Raw genomic sequence first — 503 nt, 5'->3', positions numbered from 1 at the left:
GAGCAGATTTGATGGATCGGCGCTCGCTGATATCATCCAGGAAGTGAACGGCAAATAGAGGCTTTTGTTCTTCATCTCTCACAACATAAACCTGAGACTTTACCCAGATGATTTGGCCATTCTTACGGGTGTAGCGATGTTCCCATTCATAATGACTGCGCCGGCCATCAACCAACTCCTGCCAAAGTTTTTTTAGAGTTTCAACATCGGCCAAGTCTGGGATACAAGCCTCCAGAGGCAAAGCCTTCAATTCCTCTGCAGAATATCCTGTTATATCCTTGAGGGCTGAGTTCATGCCATGCGGACTAGCTTCTGGCTCAAGAGGCAGCAGAGAGATGCCCAAATTGCAGGACTCCACAATTCCCCAGAATCGCTGTTGAATCTCCAACAAGGCCAGCTCTAGCCGCTTGCGCTCGGTGATATCTTGAATGCAGCCAAGCACGCAATCTGCTCCGTAGGGAACTATGCAAATTTCTTGGTAACGGAGCTCTCCCGCTGAGTTG

Annotated in this window: 1 protein-coding gene; it reads right to left on the bottom strand. The window is 49.1% G+C overall.

The genetic code is table 11. The features are described 5' to 3' along the window. Positions 1 to 343, bottom strand: a 343-nt coding sequence (locus NW820_RS13530) for a PAS domain S-box protein (protein ID WP_414407794.1), incomplete at its 3' end; no start/stop codon positions are given. Between the last annotated feature and the right edge of the window lie 160 nt (positions 344 to 503).

The sequence above is a fragment of the Synechococcus sp. R55.7 genome (assembly GCF_047461955.1).
Classification (GTDB): domain Bacteria; phylum Cyanobacteriota; class Cyanobacteriia; order Thermostichales; family Thermostichaceae; genus Thermostichus.
This window is presented reverse-complemented; position numbering and strand designations above follow the sequence as displayed.